Annotated in this window: 15 protein-coding genes and 1 pseudogene; 9 read left to right on the forward strand and 7 right to left on the reverse strand. The window is 53.1% G+C overall.

Annotation, left to right across the window (positions count from 1 at the left end; genetic code table 11):
* The first annotated feature begins 38 nt into the window (after positions 1 to 38).
* From gnd to EBB_RS23840, 3 genes are all read left to right on the forward strand, one after another.
* The gene (gnd, locus tag EBB_RS23830) at positions 39 to 1,484 is read left to right on the forward strand and encodes a decarboxylating NADP(+)-dependent phosphogluconate dehydrogenase (RefSeq protein ID WP_192396128.1); all 1,446 of its coding nucleotides are present in this window, start codon (positions 39 to 41) and stop codon (positions 1,482 to 1,484) included.
* 90 nt (positions 1,485 to 1,574) lie between these two features.
* Positions 1,575 to 2,204: a bifunctional 4-hydroxy-2-oxoglutarate aldolase/2-dehydro-3-deoxy-phosphogluconate aldolase gene (locus EBB_RS23835; protein ID WP_192396129.1), complete on the forward strand. Its 630-nt coding sequence runs from the start codon at positions 1,575 to 1,577 to the stop codon at positions 2,202 to 2,204.
* A 108-nt stretch (positions 2,205 to 2,312) separates the two neighbouring features.
* On the forward strand, positions 2,313 to 2,867 hold the full coding sequence (locus EBB_RS23840; protein WP_192396130.1) for a cytochrome b: 555 nt from the start codon (positions 2,313 to 2,315) through the stop codon (positions 2,865 to 2,867).
* 55 nt (positions 2,868 to 2,922) lie between these two features.
* Here the strand turns inward: EBB_RS23840 and EBB_RS23845 are convergent, their stop codons facing one another.
* Genes EBB_RS23845 through EBB_RS23855 form a run of 3 tightly spaced genes read right to left on the reverse strand, consistent with a single transcriptional unit; the run spans position 2,923 to position 5,439 of the window.
* Positions 2,923 to 3,336: a Dabb family protein gene (locus EBB_RS23845; RefSeq protein WP_192396131.1), complete on the reverse strand. Its 414-nt coding sequence runs from the start codon at positions 3,334 to 3,336 to the stop codon at positions 2,923 to 2,925.
* 49 nt (positions 3,337 to 3,385) lie between these two features.
* A complete protein-coding gene (locus EBB_RS23850) occupies positions 3,386 to 4,399 on the reverse strand; it encodes a M48 family metallopeptidase (RefSeq protein ID WP_192396132.1) in 1,014 nt (337 codons plus the stop codon).
* A gap of 2 nt (positions 4,400 to 4,401) precedes the next feature.
* Positions 4,402 to 5,439: a YjgN family protein gene (locus EBB_RS23855; protein WP_192396133.1), complete on the reverse strand. Its 1,038-nt coding sequence runs from the start codon at positions 5,437 to 5,439 to the stop codon at positions 4,402 to 4,404.
* 213 nt (positions 5,440 to 5,652) lie between these two features.
* Between EBB_RS23855 and EBB_RS23860 the strand changes: the two genes are divergently transcribed.
* Positions 5,653 to 7,233 carry a methyl-accepting chemotaxis protein gene (locus tag EBB_RS23860; protein ID WP_192396134.1) on the forward strand — a complete coding sequence of 527 codons (1,581 nt, stop codon included), beginning with the start codon at positions 5,653 to 5,655 and terminating at the stop codon, positions 7,231 to 7,233.
* A gap of 125 nt (positions 7,234 to 7,358) precedes the next feature.
* On the opposite strand, the gene EBB_RS23865 is transcribed toward EBB_RS23860, so the two are convergent.
* Positions 7,359 to 7,925: a thioredoxin family protein gene (locus EBB_RS23865; protein WP_192396135.1), complete on the reverse strand. Its 567-nt coding sequence runs from the start codon at positions 7,923 to 7,925 to the stop codon at positions 7,359 to 7,361.
* Positions 7,926 to 8,022: 97 nt separating this feature from the next.
* Between EBB_RS23865 and EBB_RS23870 the strand changes: the two genes are divergently transcribed.
* The 4 genes from EBB_RS23870 to rpe all read left to right on the forward strand — a co-directional run bounded on the left by EBB_RS23870 (position 8,023) and on the right by rpe (position 17,061).
* Entirely contained in the window at positions 8,023 to 13,143 is a 5,121-nt protein-coding gene (locus tag EBB_RS23870; RefSeq protein ID WP_192396136.1) for an AAA family ATPase, read from the forward strand.
* A gap of 28 nt (positions 13,144 to 13,171) precedes the next feature.
* The gene (locus tag EBB_RS23875) at positions 13,172 to 13,873 is read left to right on the forward strand and encodes a response regulator (protein WP_192396137.1); all 702 of its coding nucleotides are present in this window, start codon (positions 13,172 to 13,174) and stop codon (positions 13,871 to 13,873) included.
* A gap of 20 nt (positions 13,874 to 13,893) precedes the next feature.
* Positions 13,894 to 16,284: a sensor domain-containing protein gene (locus tag EBB_RS23880; protein ID WP_192396138.1), complete on the forward strand. Its 2,391-nt coding sequence runs from the start codon at positions 13,894 to 13,896 to the stop codon at positions 16,282 to 16,284.
* Positions 16,285 to 16,389: 105 nt separating this feature from the next.
* Entirely contained in the window at positions 16,390 to 17,061 is a 672-nt protein-coding gene (gene rpe, locus EBB_RS23885; RefSeq protein WP_020485499.1) for a ribulose-phosphate 3-epimerase, read from the forward strand.
* Between the two features lie 72 nt (positions 17,062 to 17,133).
* Here the strand turns inward: rpe and EBB_RS26800 are convergent.
* Positions 17,134 to 18,047: pseudogene (locus EBB_RS26800) on the reverse strand (autotransporter outer membrane beta-barrel domain-containing protein).
* Between the two features lie 305 nt (positions 18,048 to 18,352).
* Complete coding sequence (locus EBB_RS23900; protein WP_192396144.1) at positions 18,353 to 18,859, reverse strand: Calx-beta domain-containing protein; 507 nt, start codon at positions 18,857 to 18,859, stop codon at positions 18,353 to 18,355.
* Positions 18,860 to 19,215: 356 nt separating this feature from the next.
* On the opposite strand from EBB_RS23900, the gene EBB_RS23905 reads away from it, so the two are divergent.
* The gene (locus tag EBB_RS23905; RefSeq protein ID WP_192396145.1) at positions 19,216 to 20,430 is read left to right on the forward strand and encodes a glycosyltransferase; all 1,215 of its coding nucleotides are present in this window, start codon (positions 19,216 to 19,218) and stop codon (positions 20,428 to 20,430) included.
* On the opposite strand, the gene EBB_RS23910 is transcribed toward EBB_RS23905, so the two are convergent.
* On the reverse strand, positions 20,409 to 21,173 hold the full coding sequence (locus EBB_RS23910) for an inositol monophosphatase family protein (protein ID WP_192396146.1): 765 nt from the start codon (positions 21,171 to 21,173) through the stop codon (positions 20,409 to 20,411). The genes EBB_RS23905 and EBB_RS23910 overlap by 22 nt on opposite strands.
* Positions 21,174 to 21,257 lie beyond the last annotated feature (84 nt).

Genomic DNA, 21,257 nt, shown 5'->3' on the forward strand with positions numbered 1-21,257 from the left:
ATCACCCCACAACGACAACGTTTACAGCAGGCAAACACATGAAAGCAAATATTGGTTTAATCGGCTTGGCCGTCATGGGACAGAATTTGGTTCTGAACATGAACGACCACGGTTTCAAAGTGGCGGTGTATAACCGCACCACCAGCAAAGTCGATGAGTTTCTCGACGGTCCCGCCAAAAACACCCAAGTCATCGGTACGCATTCCCTGGAACAACTGGTCAACAGCCTGGAGTCGCCGCGCAAGGTGATGTTGATGGTCAAAGCAGGTACTGTCGTCGATCAATACATAGACGACTTGCTACCCTTGCTGTCAGCCGGCGATATCATCATCGACGGCGGTAATTCGCTGTTTACCGACACCAACCGCCGCACTCAATATTTGCAGGAAAAAGGCCTACTTTACGTCGGCACCGGTGTCTCCGGCGGCGAAGAAGGCGCACGCCACGGCCCATCCATCATGCCCGGCGGCAATCAAGCAGCCTGGCCTGCCGTCAAGCCGATTTTCCAAGCCATCAGCGCTCATGTCGACGGCGACCCTTGCTGTGAATGGGTCGGCGATAACGGCGCCGGTCACTATGTCAAAATGGTGCATAACGGTATCGAGTACGGCGACATGCAGCTGATATGCGAAGCGTATCAATTGTTGGCTGAAGGGTTGAACTTGAGCACCGACGAGATGCAGGCGATTTTTGCCGAATGGAATCAAGGCGAATTAAGCTCGTATTTGATCGAAATCACCGCCAATATCCTGGCGTACAAAGAAGACAACGGCCAACCTTTACTGAACAGCATTCTGGATACCGCCGGCCAAAAAGGCACCGGCAAATGGACCGGCATCAATGCACTGGACTTAGGTATCCCGCTGACCTTGATCGGCGAGTCGGTCTTCGCCCGTTGCCTGTCTGCACAAAAAGACGAACGCATCCGCGCGGCCCAAGCTTTGCCAAAAACCAGCACCCAATTTAGCGGCGACAAAGCGGCGATGATTCAAGCCATTCGCCAGGCCCTATACGCCTCTAAAATCATTTCCTACGCGCAAGGTTTTCGGCTGATGCGCGAAGCCGCCAAGGAATACCAACTGACTCTGAATTACGGCGACATTGCCTTGATGTGGCGCGGTGGCTGTATTATTCGCAGCCAGTTTTTGAACGACATCAAACAGGCTTACCAGCAAAATCCCGATCTGGAAAATTTGCTGCTGGCCGATTTCTTCGTCGAAGCGATGAAGCAAGCCGAAGCAGGTTGGCGTCAAGCGGTGATCTTGGGCATCCAACTGGGCATTCCCACGCCGGCATTCTCGTCTGCCCTGGCCTATTTCGACGGTTACCGCACCGAACGTCTGCCAGCCAATTTGCTGCAAGCGCAAAGAGACTATTTCGGCGCCCATTCGTACGAACGCATCGACCGACCCAGAGGCGAGTTTTTTCATACCGACTGGACCGGACACGGCGGCAAAACCGCATCGACAACCTATACGGTTTAGGGCTTACCCATTAGACCGTAGTCGTTTTGTCAAACACGCACGCTTCACGGCGTGGGTTTTCCAAGCACACTCACATTAGGAAAATAACAAATGACCGTAACTATAAAAGAAGTCATGACCACCTCCCCGGTAATGCCGGTGATGGTAATCAATCAACTGGAACAAGCCGTGCCGCTGGCGCGCGCGCTGGTGGAAGGTGGATTGAAAGTATTGGAAATCACCTTGCGGACGCCCGTAGCGCTGGACGCCATCCGCCGCATCAAAGCCGAAGTACCGGGCGCGATTGTCGGTGCCGGCACCATCATCAATACCCAAACACTGAAAAACGCGATTGACGCCGGCGCGGAATTTATCGTCAGCCCCGGCGTCACCGACAGCTTGCTGGATGCGGCTCTGGCTTCCGGCGTGCCGATTTTGCCTGGCGTCATCACGCCCAGCGAAGTAATGCGTTTGATGGACAAAGGCATTACCGCGATGAAGTTTTTCCCGGCCGAAGCGGCGGGCGGCATCCCGATGCTGAAATCCATCGGCGGCCCGTTACCGCAAGTGACCTTCTGCCCGACCGGCGGCGTGAATCCGAAAAACGCGGTGGAATATCTGGCGCTAAGCAATGTGGCCTGCGTCGGCGGCTCCTGGATGGCTCCATCGGAGCTGGTAGATGCCGGCGATTGGGCGGAAATCACCCGCCGCGCCGCAGAAGCCTCCGCGTTGAAAAAGTAAACCCATCGCTAGGGTTTTAAATCACCCAGTCGCGGGCATCGTTCGACAAATCGGCTTATTGCAAAATCGGCGTATTATCATTTTCTTGGCAAAAAGGAGTAATTAACGATGCAAAACCAAGCAAACGAACGCTATGGCACGATGACGATTGCCTTGCACTGGCTGACCTTTATCGTGATGGCAGCCGGGTATGCCTGTATCGAACTACGCGAGTTGTTCCCCAAAGGCAGCGACCCGCGTGAAACCATGAAAGCCCTGCATTTTATGCTGGGTTTATTGGTGTTAATGCTGCTGTTGCCGAGACTGGGTTTCCGTCTGGCCGGCCCCACACCGGCCATATTGCCGGAACCGCCGGCCTGGCAACGGCAGGCAGCACGTCTGGTGCATCTATTGCTTTATGGATTGATGTTGGGAATGCCGATAGCCGGCTGGCTGGCATTAAGCGCGGCCGGTAAAACCATTCCGTTTTTTGGCCTGGAGTTGCCGGCACTGATCGCCGAAAACAAGGAACTAGCCAAAACGATCAAAGAAATACACGAAACCGGCGGAGTGATTGGCTATTACCTGATTGGCTTACACGTATCGGCGGTACTATTTCATCATTACGTGCAGCGCGACAACACCTTAAGCCACATGCTGCCGGCGCTGAAAAAGCAAGATTGATACTGTTCCAGCCATTCCTGCCTACAAATCCGGGAAACGGCTGGTAACGACGTCATTAGTCGATAAAATCGTAAACCTTATATTTATCTACCAAGGGCCGCAGCTCCTGTTGCGCCAGACGCAGATATTCCGGATTCTGCAAAAACGCCTCGTATGCCTGCTGGCTTTCGTAAATGCTGGATACGGCCACGTCATAGCTATCATCTAAGGCCGTATTCGCGCGTCCGCGCTTAATCGCCGCCGGCGTACCGACAGTGTAAGCCAGCACGCCCGGCAATTTTGCCAAGCCTTCACTCTGTTGAATATAGTGTTGCCGCAGTTGTTCGTCTCCAGCTCGTTTCAACCAAACGATAACCACGTGATGCACTTTGCGATTTTGCGCCTGCGGATCAGGCTTGGCAGTATAGGCACAACCGGTTGCGCCGGCGGCCATCAGCCCCGCCAGCGCGAGGACATAAAGACGTTTCATGGTGTTTTGTTCTCCTGATACATATCAATTAATCCGGCTGCCGAGCATTTTACAAACCGCGCAAGCGTTTGATCCGCTCCTCGGTATTGGGATGGCTGGATAAATAATCCATAGCTTCGACCGATTCTACCGGCTGTTTCGCTACTGCAGTTTGATGGGCGGCCTCCAGTTTTTCCAATATATCCGCGAGCCGACTGACCGGAATACCGTTGGCGCGCAACAGCTCCGCAGCAAAAGCGTCGGCGCGGCGTTCGAAATCGCGCGAATAGCGGGTTTCCAGCAATACAGTCGGCGCGACAGCCAGCAGACTGCTGACATCGCCAATGTACCAAGCCATCGCCAAGCCTATCACGGAAGCCTGTAGCATCTGCCGCAAGGCATGTTTTTCGTGCACATGGCCCATTTCGTGGGCCAGCACCGCCAAAATTTCTTGGTCGTTGCTCGCCAAACTCACCAAGTCGTCCAGCAGCAGCACGCTGCCGCCAGGCAACGCAAAAGCGTTGGCGCCCAATGCCGGGCTAGCGCGAAATTCAATATTGGCCGATCGATCCTCACCCGGCGGCAAAGCCAAGCGCTGCCAGCCATCCTGAATGGTTTGCCGACGTTTCGCGCTTAGTGTACTGGGCTTCAACAAGGTTTGATCAAGGCTGGCGAAAAACTGCGTATCCATCCGTTCCAGCAAATAAACCGGCACTTGGTCCGCTGCCGCCCGCGCCGCGTAAGGCAATCCAAACAAATACGCAACAACGAGCAGGCTTAGAGTTAACAGCAACGCCGCCAACGCATACCACCAACTATTTTCCATACCCGCCACCGCGCTACTACCTGCATCCTGCAACATCTCGGCAAAGCCTTGCCGGTCCGCGACTTCGCAGCGGGCGCCGTCGGCGAACAAAATCAGGCGCGGCGTGCTGCCGAGCGGCGGCGGAATTTTCAGACTGGCTAAAGCTTCACGACGGACAATGTCCCGACCCTGCAACAACAGTTTCTCGCCCTCCACACAGAGGGTAACCGGATGTGGCCGGGCTTGCCGCCCATCGTAGTAAACAGCCGTGAGCCACATTTTTACAAGGCAATATCAAAATCAAACATCTCGGCCATTTCCTCGCCGGCGGCGGAAGTATTTGTCTGTAAACCAGCCACAAACTCGTCGATGCTGCCGCGCGGTAATAATGCGACGCGCTCGATACGATACCGCGCCAAGCGAATATCGGCGAACGGCTTGTACAGCCCCAAGGTCAACAACGTCAGCAGTACGTTGCCCAACATAATACCCAGCATCTCCCGCGCTTGCAGCTGGGCCTGAAAACCATGCGGACCCAATTGCGTGCTATTCCAGACTAAATTCTGCAGACGCGCCGCGACGTAGGGATAAGCCAGTAAAAACAAGGCCAGATAGGTGCCTATCGCGGCTACCAAGACGCTCATCGCCACCAATTGCTCCGCCTCGACCGGGATCAACTCCTTGCTGCCGAGCAACATGACGCTGGCCATCAGGCCGGCAAACACCAGCACGCCTATGAATATCGTCATCAGATAGATGCGGTAGTAGGCGCCACTGCCGGCAAAGAATTTAAAAAACTCGTTACCATAAGTGCTGTTTTCCCGGGTGTAACGGGCCATGCGCTGTTGCGCCAGCGGCCACAGCGCCCCCAGAGTCAACGCCGATAACACCGGCAATAGCAGAAAATTGAAATACGCCGCGCCGGTGCTGCCATGAAAAGCAAAACGTAAGCCCCGGTAACTGGTGTTATGCATTCTGAAACGGAGCGAACGCATCAACAGCCAGGGCATCACCGATACGATCACCAGCAAAATTGCCAAACCTGCAACCCGATCAAATTCACCGACCAAGGTATAAAAAGCAAACAACAGAAAAGCGACGATGCGCCCTTTCAAGATCGCCTTGGGATCACCGTGGTAGTCAAAACCCGCGCCGGCTAGGGTAGTGTGGCGATAAAAATATTGATTACGTTTGACTTTGGCCCAGGCTGAGTAAACGCCCAAGGTGACAATACTCAAGCAGACATTGACGATCCAAATCCGGAAATACTCGCCACCGCTACCGCTAAATTGCAACTGCCGTGATTGATGTTCTGCCATTTCCACCCTCATTTTAGGTTTTTCCGTTGCAAGCATAGTGCATCGCCGCTATCTAACAATAAAAACGGCCTTCGGATAACACAGGCTAGCCACGGACCGGTTTTTGCAATCGCCGTAAAGCCCTTTATACTTCGCCGGCAATAGCGGTGCAGACAAGTCAGCCAGCGCTTGCGTGGGAACTTACCTTTCTATCTCTGCTGACCCGGTATAAAAATGAGAAAAAACCTACCCATTACCCAACGTGAATTGATTTACGCAGCTTCGGCCACCATCACGTCCGGGACAGATCCCGCCGGCAAGATCAATTATGTCAACCAAGATTTTTTGGAGACTAGCGGCTTTAGCGAGGCAGAGCTGTTAAACCAGAGCCATAACATCGTTCGCCATCCCGACATGCCGTCCGCCGCATTCGCCGATTTGTGGCAAACCGTGAAGAGCGGCCGGCCGTGGATGGGAATTGTCAAAAATCGCTGTAAAAACGGCGACCATTACTGGGTGGATGCTTTTGTCACACCACGCTTCGAAAATAGCAAAATCGTCGGTTACGAATCGGTACGAGTTAAACCGGACATAGCCACTGTAACCCGCGCCAATACTGTCTACGAAAAACTGAACAACGGCAAAAATATTGATTCGCCTTTGAGCCGCATAGGCTTATCCGGCAAACTGGCCAGCGGTTTTGCACTGATTCAATTAGCGTCCGCCATCAGCCTATACCTGACCGAAACATGCAGTTTTGGCTTAGCGACAGCAATCTTCGCCGCGCCCTTAGCGGCCGGTTATGCCTGGATCTGGCTGGTATTACAACCTTTAAAAGACGCAGCGGAAGAAGCGCGCCGAGTTATCGACAATCCGGTGATGCAGCAGATTTACACCGCTGATGGCGGCGAGGTTGGACAATTATTGTTGGCGGTGAAGCTGTTAAAAGCCAAATCCCGAACCATCATACGCCGTCTAACTCAAGCCACAGAACCCCTGGCTGGCAAAGCCGATACGAGCTACCAGGCAGTCAGCCAAGTTAGCGTAGCGATGGATAGGCAGCTGGCGGAAATCGAACAGATTGCCTCGGCGATACACCAAATGAGCGCCACCGTCAGCGAGGTCGCCCGCAGTGCCGCCGGTGCCGCTCAAGCCGCCAATGATGTCAATCGGCAATCGCAAGAAACGCTTTCGCGGGTCAACAATACGATCCAAATGATAGACCGCTTAGTGGTCGCGGTCGGCCAAGCCGAAACAGTGATTAAAATTGTGGCCGATCACAGCAAGAAAATCGGCGGCGTCCTTGATGTGATTCAAGGGATTGCCGAGCAAACTAACCTGTTGGCACTGAATGCCGCCATCGAAGCAGCGCGCGCCGGCGAACAAGGCCGGGGATTTGCCGTCGTGGCCGACGAAGTCAGAACCTTGGCCGGACGCACGCAAAAATCCACGGAGGAAATCCACAAAATGATCGACGGCCTGCGCTCCGGCGTCAATAACGCCGTACAGGAAATGGCTAAAGTCCGGGAAATGGCGGCAACCGGCGCGGAACACGGAAAAAACTCCACCGAATCGCTGCAACAAACCACACTGTCGGTCAATATCATTAACGACATGATCGTGCAGATTGCCAGCGCCGCGGAACAGCAACATATTGTTTCCGAAGAAATTTCCAGAACGGTAGAAGCGGTCGGCAGCTTATCGAGACAAACCACAGAGCATGCGGTTCATGCCAGTACGGCCAGCGGCGGTGTCTCGGCACTCAGCAAAGAACTGGACATGCTGGTTGAACAATTCGACGACGTACCACGCTAAAAACGCACGGTGCCGCTTAGGCTGAATGCAATAATTTAGCGGCCTGAATGCCCCCCTGCGCAGGCCGCTCAAAAAACTGAGCGGCGGTTTTTACAGGATTGCCAACTTGTTCCGGATTACCGTCATTACTCCGCCAGTTTCCATTTGATGTTACAGCCGATGCTGGGAATTTGTGCCGCATCGATAGGCTTTCCAGCCAACAAATTGTCCAAGGCATGGCGCAAATCCTCGCCGGTTACCGGCACCGCGTTCTTCGGCGTGGCGCCATCCAGACGCCCCCGATAAACGCAGGCCAAATCGGCATCGAACAGAAAAATATCCGGGGTGCAGGCTGCCTGGTAGGCTTTGGCCACCGCCTGCGATTCGTCGTACAAATACGCGGCAAACGGATGACCCCAGTCCGCCATCATCTGCTGCATCTTATCCGGCGCATCCTGCGGATAGTTTTCGATGTCATTGGCACTGATCGCCACCGTCGAAATTCCTGCGGCCGCGTATTGCCGGGCAATAGCAATCAACTGCTCTTTGATGTGCAGTACATACGGGCAATGGTTGCAAATAAACAAAATCAAGGTGCCGCGTTCGCCTTTCAAGTCCTGCAAGGCATAGTCGCGGCCGGTTACGGTATCAGGCAAACAAAAGTCTGGGGCGATACTGCCCAGAGGCAGCATAGTGGAGGCTGTCGCGGCCATGGCTAATCCTGTTGAGTCAAAACAAGACTAGAATTATAAAACAGCCCACCCCCGGAACTGCCGCGAAAATTGCCTTAACTTTCCCACTCGCCAGCGCATGATCGACATAAGCACCCGAACCGTTCCGCTCCAAAACGCTCCGCAACTGGACAGCTATGTGCTGACCGATAAACTGGGCGAAAGCCTGCAAGCCACGGTTTATAAGGGCTATCACAAACACGTGCCGGAATACCCGCTGGTGGTTAAATGCCTGAAACTGTTATCCAGTTGGGACGACCAATCTCGGCACCTGCGGCAAAAAATCGAACGTCTGAAAGTATTGCACGACCCGCGCGTCTGCACGCCGTTGGCTTTGGAATCCAACGACGGTGATCAATTCATTGTCCAGCCCTGGTTCAACGGCCAACCGCTGAATGTATGGATCGCTCAACAACAGGCGGTGAATCTGAGCGATTTTTTTACGCTGGCCTGCTCCTTGGCCGATACCCTGCAATCGGTGCACGATGCCGGCATTACCCATGGCGGCATCAAACCGCACAATATTTTGGTGCAATCCGGCAGCTTGAATCTGCGCCTGACCGACTTCATCACGCCGCTGGACATCCGCGATGTCAGTCATTTCATTTACGATCCGGAATTTGTCCGCAACACCCTAGCCTATACCTCGCCTGAGCAAACCGGACGCATCAACTACCGGGTCGATTTCTCCACCGATTTGTATTCGCTGGGTATCGTGTTCTACGAACTGCTGACGGGCCGACTGCCGTTTTTTTCCGACGATCCGCTGGAACTGATTCACTCGCATCTGGCCGAGGAAGCCGTCAAAGTCCACGACATCAGTCCAGGCATTCCCAATGCGCTGAGCGAAATCATCGCCAAATTGATTTTGAAGCAACCGGAAAAACGCTATCAAAGTGCCTCCGGTTTGCTGGCCGATTTGCTGCGCTGCCAAAAAGAACACGAAACCACCGGCAGCGTATCGAATTTTGGCATAGGCCAACACGACCGCAGCCGCCGGGTGGTTTTCATTTCGAAAATGGTCGGCCGCCAAAGCGAAGCCGAGCTCATTCGTCGGGAATACAGCGAGGTGACCCAAGGCCGGTTTCGTTCGGTGCTTATTTCCGGTCTATCCGGCATCGGCAAAACCCGATTGATTCAGGAACTCCAAAAGCCGCTGGTGAAAAATCGCGGTTATTTCAGCTCCGGCAAGTTCGATCAATACCAAAAAAATATTCCCTACAGTTCGCTGATCCAGGCCTTGCGTAACCTGATACGCACCTTTCTGACCGAAAGCGACGCCCAAGTGCATGATTGGTCCGCAAAAATTCTCGACGCGCTGGACAACGCCGGCGGAGCCATCATTGATGTGCTGCCGGAGCTGGAATTCATCATCGGCCCGCAAGCTGAGGCTCCGCCCTTGCCGCCGGTGGAAGCGCGTAACCGTTTCAATAATCTGTTCGGCCGCTTCCTGGCTTGCCTGGCCAGCGAGGACAATCCCTTGGTGTTATTCATCGACGATCTGCAATGGTGCGACAGCGCCACCTTCGATTTCTTGCAAAACCTGTTCGCCAATCACCGCGAACACCCCTATCTATTTTTGCTGGGCGCGTATCGGCATAACGAAGTCGATAGCGGCCACCCCTTGACCAAACTGATCCGTAGCGTGCGAGAAAACGCCGGCCCGCTGGCCGAGATACATTTGACCGAACTCAGCGACGCCGATTGCCACGAAATGGTTGCCTACATTCTGGATTCGTCGCTGAACGCCACCGCCAATTTGGCCGACTTTATCGCCCACCTGACCGAAGGCAACCCGCTGTTCGTCAGTGAAAGTCTGGCCTGGTTGTACAACGAAGGTTTACTCAGCATCGACGCCAATCAACACTGGCAATGGGATATGAACCGCATCCGCGACACGCAAATGCCGGCCAGCGTGGTGGAGCTGTTCAGTGCCAAAGTGCGTAAACTGCCCAGCCGGACTTTAGATATTCTTTACCATTGTGCCTGCATGGGTAATCGCTTTACAGCCGAGGATGTCGGGCTGGTGCTGGACAAGCCCATTGAGCGACTGTTCGAGGATTTAAAACCGGTATTAAGCATGGGACTGATACTGGAAAATAAAGCCGACCTGCAATTTGTCCATGACCGGGTGCAGGAAGCGGTATTGCAGCAAGTTGCCACAACGGCGCGCCCCGGCATCCATTGGCGTATCGGCAATCGCTTGCTGTCGGCGGTGCCGCCGGGTGCCGAGCTGGTCAGCCTGGACAATTTATTCACCATCGCCGCCCATCTCAATCAGGGTTGCCCGGATGATCTGGACGAAAAAACTGCCTACTGGCTGGTGAATATCAACTTCAATGCCGGCAATAAAGCCCTGGATGCGCTGGCCGGGGATGCCGCTAACGAATTTTTCCTGAAGGCCCACCATTATTTGCCGCCGGATTGTTGGGAAACGGCCTACGCGCTGACGTTTAGAATTTATCAGCGCTTAGCAAAAACCGATTTGATGTGCGGCCGCTACGACAGCTCGGAAGCCTTGCTGAATCGACTGATCGAGCATGCCGTCAGCGACCTGGATAAGGCCGAGGCGTTGGCCGATCAGACCACTTCCCTGTCCTCATTCGGCAACTTTAAGCAAGCTATCGCCACGGCCAACCGTGGCTTGGCTTATTTCAACAAATCCATTCCCGACGATCCCGAACAAGCCCGGCAACGCATGGAAAGTCTGATGCTGACCATTGAGCAGCAAGACAATGTCTGGCAAAAAATTCTGAACATGCCGTTTACCGAACAGCGGCAAAGCAAAATCGAACTGGCTTTTTATAGCGAGTTGATTCCGGATTTGTACATGTGCGGCTTGGTAGCACAGCTCTATCTGTCGGCCGCCCAATCCACCTTGCACTGCCTGGAAGGCGGCATGGACGAATCGGTGATTTATTCGTTTTCCATCATGGGCCTCAATCTGGGCGAACAGGGCAAATTCGACCAGGCATTTCGATACCAGGATTTGGCGCACGATTTGTGCGCCAAATATCCCAACACCTTTGGCGCCACCCGGGGCATGAACGGCATCGTCTGGTGCAATATGCACTCACGCAGCCATCCCGCCGATATTGTCGATTATGCACACAGAGCCATTCAGTCCGGCAAGAACTGCGGCGACTTATACAACGCCGGTTTATCCTACGGCCCGCTGATGTGGAATCTAATGGCCCAGGGTAAAAACCTGCGCTGGGTCGAAGAAGCGGCCGATGAATGCTTGCAATTTTCCCGCAAAAACCAGTTGTCGTTTTCAATAGGCCTGGCCCAGGCGGTGCTGGCCGGCTGGATATTACCGATGAAGCCCGATTACCGCCCGATCGATATGCAAGCGACACTGGCTGACTGGCAGGCCAATAACTATGTTGCCGCTACCGGCAGTTACTTCGCATTACTGGGTTTTGCCCAATATTACCTGGGCGACTATAGCGCGGCGGCACTCTCGCTGAAGGCCGTGGAAAACTATTTGCACGGCTTAACCGACAATGTTTTGAAACGTCTTTGGTATGTGTTTCGGATATTGAACCTGCTGCGGTCGGAAACGGATGCGGCGCGAATTGATGCCGAAATTGCGCCCTTGCTTACGCAACTGGAAGCGTGGGGGCAACTCGGCCCCTTGCTGAAACCCTACCTAATGTTTATCCATGCCGAGATTGCCAGACAGCAGGGCCAATACCGCGACGCGCGCAACCTGTATATGGATGCCATTGCCTTGTCATTGGCACAGAACTATGGCCTGCTGACGGGCCATATTTACGAAACCCTGGCAGATCTGTTGCTGAAGCACCGCTTGGGCGACGCGGAACTGTATTACGGCGAAGCCCGCCGCCATTACCGCTTATGCCGTGCCGATGCAAAAAACAACCAGTTGCAGGAGCGCCATCAATACGTCAGTCCGGAGACCGGCGCCAGAATAGTCAAACCTCAGCCCGCTCCCACGACCTTACCTAGTCTGGACATCAGCTATTTAATGAAATCGGCGTTGGCGTTATCGGCAGAAATCGATTTGACCCAATTGATGCAAAAAATCATGGCCGTGGTCTTGGAAAGCTCTGCAGCTCAGCACGGTTATTTGTTGATCAAACAACACGACGAACTATTGGTGGCCGCCGAGCAGCACGTCGGCAAAAAGCGCACGATACATAAGCATTATTACAGTTTGAACAAGGTGCGCGGCATCTGCCACGCCATCGTCAATTATGTGCAACGCACCCACGAAAAAGTTGTGCTGAGCGACGCCTGTAGCGAAGGCGAGTTTCAAAATGCACCCGAGGTCGTAGCGTTTGGTTTACGCTCGGTATTGTGTTTGCCGGTGATCAAGCAAAGCGAATTGATTGGTCTGCTTTACCTGGAAAACCGGCTATCCGAGGGCGTATTCACCCCGGAAAAAATCAGCATGACCGAGCTGTTGACTGCACAAGCGGCCATTTCCTTGGAAAACGCCCGTCTGCTGGAACAAACTCGCCAGGCTTACAAACAATTGCAAGAAAATCAGGATCATATGCTGCAAATGGAAAAGCTGTCGGCACTGGGCACGCTGGTCGGCGGCGTCGCCCACGAGATCAACAATCCGCTGATGGGCGTGATGAACTTTGTGGAATTTGTCTCGGACCGCACTGAAGACGCCAAATCCAAGCAAGTACTGGCGCAAGCCTTGCAGCAAATTCAACGCATCAAAAACATTGTGTCGAATATGCTGGTGTTCATGCATCAAAAAACCACGCTAACCGGCAGTTGCTCGCTAGAAGAAGTTTTAGGCCAAACCTTGTTGCTGCTGGAGGGCGAATTGCGCAAAACCGCTATCCAAGTTCGCACCGAGATACCGGAGAACTTACCCAAACTCGCCTGCACGGCGGAAAGCATGCAACAGATTCTGGTTAATCTATTGATCAATGCCCGCGATGCGCTAGGCGGTATTGCGCACCCCGAAATTGAAATCAGCGTCCGCTGTGCAGAAAAAATGCTAGAGTTGAATATAAAAGACAATGGTCCCGGCATTCCCGACGAGGTACAAGGCCGTATGTTCGATCCTTTCTTTACCACCAAACCGCCCGGCCAGGGGACCGGTCTGGGTTTATCCGTCACCCGCCGTTTGATTCAGGATGCCGATGGCTCGATAGCCGTGGAAAGCCGCATTGGCGAAGGTTGCCGCATCCGGTTAAAATTCCCCCACTTTTAGTATTTGTTAACGAATAGAGACACAGGCGATGGTAAACAACATTCTGGTAATTGACGACGACCCGGCGGTACGCGGCGCCTTCAAGCTGATTCTGGAAGAAGAAGGCTATCGCGTGCGCGAAGCCGAGAACGGCCTGCTAGGTATCGCCATGGTGGAAACCGATCGCCCCGACTTGATATTTCTGGACTTACGCATGCCCGGCATAGATGGCGTGGAGACCTTACGCCGCCTGAAGGCATTAGACACCAGCTTGAACGTCTATATCGTCACGGCCTTTGCCGCCGAATTTATGGACCAACTGAAAGACGCCCATGAAGAAGGCTTGCAATTCGAACTGGCCAGCAAACCCTTGTCGGCCTCGCAAATCCGCAATATCGCCCAAGTGGTACACATCGCCAAAATTCATGAAGAACGCCGGGCCAACCATCATAAGCTGGTTTTGACCTTATACGTGGTGTCGCTGAATCCGGAAACCCGCAGGCTGGTCGAGCAAATCAGCGCGGTGCTGGCCGGGATATACGAGCCGGGGCATTGGGTATTCGACGTGGTCGAAGTATTGGGCATGCCGGAAAAGGCACTGGAAAAAGAAATCTTTGCCACCCCGATGCTGGTGCGCGACCTGCCGGAACCGGTGTTGAAACTGCTCGGCGATCTTTCCCGAATGTCGTCGGTGATGGCGGCCATCACGACACAAAATGCTGGTACAGGTGTGCAGACAGTAATCGTTTGATACCCGGTCGTAACCCCTAAATGCCACAAACACTCAAACAACTCAATCTGATCCTGGACACCATTACCGACGGCGTAATGGTGGTCGACCCGCAAGGCGTCGTTATTTATGCTAATCAAGCAGCAGAGCAATTACTGGAACGCGGCAGCCTGATCGGCCATTCCCTGGCAATTCCGATTTCCGCCGACAAAATTCAATTTCAAGACATCAACCTGATTCGTCCCAGCGGCATAGCCTGGGCGGAACTGCGCTCCACGCCACTGGAATGGGAGGGCGCGCCGGCCTATGTCATCGGACTGCGCGACATCACGGCCCGTAAGCAAGCGGAAATCGCGTTGCAGGAAAGCGAACTACTCTTCCATACCTTATCGAAAATTGCCCCGGTCGGCATTTTTCGCACCAACGAAAAAGGCGAATGCGACTACGTCAATCACCGCTGGTGCGAAATCACCGGCTTGCATTTTATTGATTCACACGGTGGCGGCTGGATAGCCGGTTTGCTTGCCGAAGACCGCGAATCCGTGATTGCCGAATGGCAGCGTTGCGTATCCGCCTTGCAGCCTTTCAATATGCAATACCGTTTTCTATTGGCGGACGGCAGCGTGCGCTGGGTGGTGGGACGCGCAGAACCGGAACTGGACGAAGCGGGCGGATTGTGCGGTTATGTCGGCACCATTACCGATATTTCCGACATCAAAGCCAACGAAGAGCGCTTGGGGCAAGCCGCCGCCGTATTCGAAAGCACCCGAGAGGGCGTGATGATTACCGACGCTCATCGCCGAATCACGATGGTCAACAAAGCCTTTAGCAACATCACCGGTTACGACAATCGGGATGTGATCGGTCATAGCCCCAGCATCTTAAGTTCCGGCCGCCACAACGCCGATTTTTACCGGGAAATGTGGGCCCATATTGCCACAACGGATCATTGGCAAGGCGAAATTTGGAATCGCCGCAAATGCGGCGAAGTCTATCCGGAATTGTTGAGCATCAGCACCGTGCGTGACGGCAAGGGCGAGATCAGCCATTACGTGGGCGTGTTTGCCGACATTTCCAAGTTAAAGGCTTCGGAAATGGAACTGGAATTCCTGGCCCACCACGACCCGCTGACGAAATTGCCCAACCGCATGCTGTTCCTGTCGCGCCTGCAACACAACATCGAGAAAGCCCGCCGCCAGGCCAACAAGATGGCGGTGTTAATGCTAGATTTGGACCGTTTCAAGGACGTTAACGATAGTTTCGGCCATTTGGCCGGCGACGATTTGCTGCAAATGGTCGCCGAGCGCCTGACTAGCCGGCTGCGTACCAGCGACACTATTTGCCGACTGGGCGGCGACGAATTCGTGGTGTTGCTGGAGGAAGTCAACCAACCTGAAACCGTCGCGCATGTGGCCACGCAAATCATCAATGCCTTGAACCAGACTTGGCGGCTACCCAGCGGCCATGAAGTGCGCATCGGCGTCAGTGTCGGCATCGCCATGTTTCCCGAACACGGCGCTTCGCCGGACGAGTTGATCCAACAAGCCGATACGGCCTTGTATCAAGCCAAAAACGAGGGCCGTAACCGTTTCAAATATTTCTCGGAAGATTTGACGCGCGCCGCTCGTGAACGTATCGATATAGAAATCCGCCTGCGCCAAGCTATCGAGCAAGGCGAATTGCGGGTGTTTTTCCAACCGCAAATTTGCATCGAGAATGGCGCGATTATCGGCGCCGAAGCCTTGGTCCGCTGGCAGACTGCCAGCGGCGAACTGATACCACCGCTGCGCTTCATCCCGATTGCCGAGGAAACCGGTCTGATTACCAGTATCGGCAATTGGGTATTGAGAGAAACCTGTCTCCACGGCCAGCGCTGGCGAAAAGCCGGTTTTCCGCCCTTGCGACTGGCGGTTAACCTGTCGCCGCAACAGTTTTTGCATAGCGACATTAGCGATGTGGTGGCCAAGGTTTTGGCAGAAACCGGTTTTCCAGCCGATTGCCTGGAACTCGAACTCACTGAAAGCGCGTTGATGAAGCGCGAAAAAGAAGCTATCGAAATTTTGCACAAGCTGCACGGCTTGGGTGTGCATCTAGCCATTGATGATTTTGGCACCGGTTATTCGTCACTGGCTTATTTGAAACTATTCCCGTTGGATGTCTTAAAAATTGATAAAAGTTTTATTGAAGACATTCCCCAACACACCGACGATATGGAAATCACCGCGACGATTATCGCCATGGCGAAGACGCTACGCATGCGAGTGGTTGCCGAAGGGGTGGAAACCGCCGCGCAACTGGCTTTTCTGAAAAGCCGGCAATGCGATCTTTACCAAGGTTATCTGGTCAGCAAACCGCTGCCGATAGCGGAATTTGAAAAATTTCTGACCGACTACGCTCTTAGCAAGAATATTGAGCCCGTCGTGTCGGCTTGAAACACGCGCCGGCGACCCTAAAGTGTGCAATCAATCCACTGTTTTAGCCAAACGCCGGAAAAAAGTTATAATGCCGATTTTTAACCTCACCAAAAGGATCAAAAGATGGCTGACAATCTGATTGCACCTTCCATACTCTCCGCAGACTTCGCACGCTTGGGCGAAGAAGTTGTGAATGTCTTAAATGCGGGCGCAGACATTGTGCATTTCGATGTGATGGACAACCATTTTGTGCCCAATCTGACTATCGGTCCCTTGGTTTGCGAAGCGCTGCGTAAGCATGGCGTAACCGCCCCAATCGACGTCCATTTGATGGTGGAACCGGTAGACCGCATCATTCCGGATTTCGCTAAAGCCGGCGCCAGCTACATCACCTTCCACCCCGAAGCCTCCAGACACATTGACCGTTCACTGCAAATGATCAGAGATTTGGGTTGCAAATCTGGTTTGGTATTCAACCCAGGCACCCCGTTGCATTACCTGGAACACGTACTGGACAAAGTCGATATGATTTTGTTGATGTCGGTCAACCCCGGATTCGGTGGCCAATCTTTCATTCCATCCGCGTTGGATAAATTGCGCCAAGCCAGAAAAATTATCGACGACAGCGGTTTTGATATACGCCTGGAAATCGACGGCGGCGTAAACGTCGGCAATATTCGGGAAATTAAAGAAGCCGGCGCAGACACTTTCGTAGCGGGCTCGGCTATTTTCGGCAAACCGGATTACAAAAAAGTCATCGACGACATGCGCGCGGAATTGGCTGCCGCCAAATAAGTCTGAATTAAAGACAGCCGCTGCGGGATGTCCCGGAGCGGCCCCTTCCCCAAATCATTCGCTGCAAATTCCTTAAAACGGAATTCTCGCTCCCAACTCGATAGTGTGATCGGTAATATAGGCCTGCCCTAAGCGGTATTCGTATCGCAAAAAGCCCGCCCGACCTTCCGGCAAACTCAATGCCAACGACGTACCGATATTGAAATAGTCGCGATCCGGCGTATCGGTTTTTACGCTGAATCTGCCGGCACCGGCAGCCGCCTGACTAAAGCGCGCCTGAATCAAACGGCTTTCGTCCAGATATTGATGCACCCATTCGAAGCGCACGCCGGGCGACAACACCCCCAAGAGGTGCTGATCGCGTTACTGGCTTGACCGCCGATAGTCGATGTCGCCGAATCGATAGATTGGCCGGCAAACTCCATAGCCAAACCGCCACCGCCGCTTTCCTGATAGCTATCCACTTCGGTTTTGCTGTAATCCAGCCTTACATAGGGATTGATAACAAAACTTTGCAGCGCAAAATCTTTGCCAAACCCCAAGCTAAAGCCGTATTGGTCGCCATTAGCGCTACTGGTAGCCGTATTGTCGAATCCGGTATATTGAATGCGCCGATTGATATCGAAGGAATGCAGCGCATAGCTCATGATCCAGTCGATATAAAATGACTGCGGCAGGAAATAGCTGCCATACGACGAAAACTCGTACGCATCAGTCGACATACTACCGCTGTTCAAATTGTAATTGGTATCGGTAGAGCCGTATCCAAAAGCCGCACCCAACACCAATTCATCCATAAAACTGTAATCCAGACCGAAGGTAACGGCCTTTCTGTCGGCTTTGAATCCTCGTTCGCTACTGGTATTGGCTTTTTCGCCGACATTGAATTGACCTTTGAGAAAGAAACCTAACGGGCTATCGCGGAACGGTTGGTCGTTTGGATCGTCGCCTGCCGCCCCGCCGCGCGCCGGGCCTAGTGCCGTCATCAACGCCTTGCCGACCGGTATGGTTTCGCCGTTGATATTAATGGTGGAATAACCGAGCAAGGAGGCGCTTTGCTGTTGGGAGTTGCGTAGATTAACGATGCGGCCATGCACCACGGAAAATTGCTTGTAACCAAAATCTACAGCCGCCGCACCTTGCGCGGCCACCGCGTCTGGAATCACCGCATTCAGGTCGGCGTTGTTTATTTCATTGCAGCGGGCCAATAAATCGCCGCTCGCTCCCGAGCAAGCACTGGTTAAACCTTCGTAAATTGCTTGCTGATTGGGGGTAAAGGTCGGATCAGCGCTTAAGTTGGGCGTCGGCGATGTAGGAGTTGTCGGCGTCGTTGGGGTAGTGGGGGCGGAGCAACGTCGTTGTCCGCGATATTGGCAACCGCTGACGCGCCCGCCGACACCGAATCACCAGTACAGCTTGGCGTTACATTCTGAAGAGATAAGGTCACAGTTTCAGTGCTTTCTACCAATGTATCGTCGATAATATTGATAAATACCGGCGCGCTATCGGAATGAGCCCCGCCAAACATAAAGGGGACGTTAAAAGAAAAGCTGCCACCCGAAATATTGTAGTCACTGCCTGCGGTTGCACTGCCACCGGCCGCGACTACATCGCCGCTTATGGTGCAACCGCCATAATCGCCGGAGCTGTTAGCCAGACTAACGTTAACCTGAACAGCACCATCCGCTTCGTTAAAGTTATAGGACCTTGAAGAAAAATCCAGAGTCCAAGCTTGTACTGAAAATGGCGCGAAAGATAAAGCGGCCGCCGCTGCCAGCAGCACTTCCTTGGAACTCAATGCAAGGGGGCGAATTGCCCGGTTTAGGCACTGGCGCGAAGACATCGGTGGCATTGCCATTCGTCCGCATAAACCTGATAACTTTTCTGAATGTAATATAGGTAAGATCATGAGAATTTAGCAGGGTAGATACGGCGCAATTAAAGAATAAAAACCTTGTGCGCTAATTATGGCACTGAATACTATCGATGAGTCACAATCATAAGCAAACAGTCTAATTTCTATTATTTACTGCCATAGTGGCCCCAGATAAATGCTGACGCATAAATTCTTAAACCATTTGTTTCAACAAAAGCTATTCCTGAAGGTTTTAAACAAATTCCAATCTCGACAATTTGGCATACCAATACACCGCCATGGCTAGAGTTCTGTATTGCTGGGAATTAGGGGCCGGCTACGGCCATACCGCCGCATTCCTGCCCGTAGCCCGACAGCTGAAATCACTCGGGCACGAGGTCATATTCGCGCTTAAAGATTTGGAATACGCCGACACTTTGTTAGCTGAGGATCACTTTTGTTACCTACAAGCCCCGATACGCTGGCCGGACAATCGTCCGCAAACGCCAGCCTCCAGTTATCCGGGAATTCTACAAAATGCGGGATTTGCCGATAAAACCGGCTTGTTAACCCGAGTAAAAGCCTGGCAATCCCTTTATCGCCATGTAGCCCCTGACTTGATCATATGCGACCACGCACCGACCGCCTTACTAGCTGCCCGCAAATTTGACATGCCTAGAGCGGGATTCGGCACCGGCTTTTTTTCGCCGCCGCGCATCAGTCCGATGCCCAATATTCGCCCCTGGATGCGTGTTAGCGATAAGGCCTTAAGCACTGTAGAAAGCCAGGTGTTAAGCACGACTAACTCCGTTTTAGAGTGTTTGAATACACCACCACTAAGGATTTTGGCGGACTTGTTCGAGCTTGCGGATGACTTTATCTGCACGTTTCCGGAACTGGACCATTATCGACAGTGGCGTACAGCAAACTATTGGGGACCGAATATTTTGCAAACCGACGGCATCGAGCCGATTTGGCCTAGCGTCGGAGCCGAAAAAATATTCGTCTATTTACGGCCGGAATATCCCGGCCTGGAAGTGTTGTTAAAACAGTTGCGGGCGTCGCCTTGGTCGATATTGATGCATATCCCCGGCACAACGCCCGCTTTCATAGAGAAAAACAGCAGCGCCAATCTGCACATAACACCACATCCCGTAATCATCTCAGCGGCCGCTAATCAATGCGATCTGGGCATTTGCCATGGCGGCTTGGCAACAGTATCGGCGTTTTTGTTGGCCGGAAAACCTTTGCTGACATTGCCTTCTCAGCTGGAACAACTGATAAGCGCCCAAAATATCTTAGCTCTGGGCGTGGGCTCTTATATCAGTGCAGAAAACAAAAATCTCAACTACAAGGCAGCCCTGACTGAGCTATTGCGCAATTCGAAACACACCCAGGCCGCCCAACAGTTTGCAGGAAAATACGCCGGCTTCTCGTCCGCACAACAAGCTATCGATATTGCCAAACGCTGCGAGATGTTGATGAAAGACGCTTACATCAAAGGCAATAGCTGATCGAGAATTTTGCCGTTTGTGGCAAAGACCTGCTTTGGAAATACTCCGGGGTTACCTTTAAAGTCGGTAATGGTTGCGCCTGCTTCTTTGGCTATCAACACGCCCGCGGCAATGTCATAAAGATTGAGTTCCTGCTCCCAAAAAGCATCGACCTGGCCATCCGCAACCGTGCATAAATCCAATGCGGCCGAACCCAAGCGCCGTTGGCCGGTGGTAGCTTGGGCGATGCGATTGAAACGCGGCAGGTTGTTATCTTCCAAATACTGGCGCAGGCAGGCAAAACCGGTAGATACCATACTGCTGGCCAGGCTGGTTTCATCCGAGACCCGGATAGGTTTGCCGTTTTTCCAGGCCCCCTTGCCTTTTTCCGCACAGTAATAATCATCCAACGCCGGGCCGTAAACCGCACCCATCATCAATTCACCGTCGATTTCCAAAGCCACACTGATCCCCCAAAAATATTGGCCTTTGGAGAAAGAATGGGTACCGTCAATCGGATCGACGATCCAGCGGCTGGTTTGATTCGCGGTTTGGCCGCTTTCCTCCCCCCAAAAGCCGTATTCCGGGCAGTGCTCGCTGAGCGATTGTTTCAGATAATTTTCCACCGCGACATCGGCATCGGTGACCAGGTCGCGAGCGCTCTTTTTGTTAATCGCCAGAGAGTCTAGATCGTTGAAATATCGCATCGCCACGTCGCCGGCCGCGCGGACGATGGGTTCTAAAGCTTCGAGAGTGATGGGCATGATTTTCCTGATGTTATAGAGATGCGGGCAATGCGGCTATCCGCCCTGCCCGCTATGAAAAGCGTAGATTTTAACCGCTAATGG

Source organism: Methylomonas fluvii, from assembly GCF_014850975.1.
Taxonomy (GTDB): Bacteria; Pseudomonadota; Gammaproteobacteria; order Methylococcales; family Methylomonadaceae; genus Methylomonas; species Methylomonas fluvii.